The sequence below is a fragment of the Paenibacillus sp. A3 genome (assembly GCF_001399685.1).
In the GTDB taxonomy this organism is placed as follows: Bacteria; Bacillota; Bacilli; order Paenibacillales; family NBRC-103111; genus Paenibacillus_G.
The window spans coordinates 1-868 of record NZ_JTHN01000383.1 but is presented as its reverse complement, the minus strand read 5'-3'; the positions used below and the strand labels follow the sequence as shown (position 1 = coordinate 868).

General features: G+C 50.5%; 1 protein-coding gene and 1 pseudogene. Both read right to left on the bottom strand.

What is annotated here, in order from left to right; translation table 11 throughout:
- The coding region (locus QJ48_RS34815; RefSeq protein ID WP_054977812.1) for a carbohydrate ABC transporter permease at positions 1-616 on the bottom strand (616 nt) is incomplete at its 3' end.
- Positions 617-630: 14 nt separating this feature from the next.
- Positions 631-868, bottom strand: a pseudogene (locus QJ48_RS37865) (sugar ABC transporter permease); the annotation flags it as partial.

The window sequence follows — 868 nt, the reverse complement described above, 5'->3', positions numbered from 1 at the left end:
TAAATGGAAACAGCGCAACCGACAAAACGGCGGGCTTGGCTAACGGAAGGATCACTTTCAAATAAATCGTGAATTCGTGCGCCCCGTCGATTCTGGCCGCATCCAGCAATTCATCCGGAAGCCCGAGGAAAAACTGCCTGAGCAAAAAAATAAAAAACGGAGCTCCGAAGAACAATGGAACGATTAAAGGCAGCGGCGTGCCGACCCATCCCAGCTTGTTAAACAACACGAATAGCGGAATCATTGTTACCTGACCGGGAATCATCATCACCGCTACTGTAAGTGCGAACAGCGCTTTTTTGCCGTTCCATCTCAGTTTGGCGAAGCTGTAAGCGATCAACGGACACGACAGAACGGCCCCGGCCGTGCTAAGAACGGTAATGACGACCGTGTTCTTGAGATAGGTGAAGAACGGGATGTACTCTATGGCGTCCGAGTAATTTTTCCACGTAAACGGCTTCGGAATCCACTCCGGAGGCCAGGTGAATATTTGCGTAGAAGGCTTGAGCGAGGTAGAAACCAGCCATATAAACGGTGTAATGAAAAAGACGGAAGCCAGAAGCAAAATCGCATGGGACGACACGTACGCCAGCCTGCTCTTCAATTTTTGGTTCACCGTGGATCGCCCCCTCATTTCCCCTGATAATGAACCCACCGCTTGGAGGTCGCAAACAAGATTCCGGTCAGCAGCATGATCGCCAAGAACAGGAGCCACGCCATCGCCGAAGCATAGCCCATTTTGAAATATTTGAACCCGTTATCGTATAAATGCATGACGTAAAACATGAGCGAATGGGCCGGCGTTCCCTGCCCTTTGGTAAGCGTGTACGGCAAAGTAAATTGTTGAAACGCCCCGATGACGCCCATG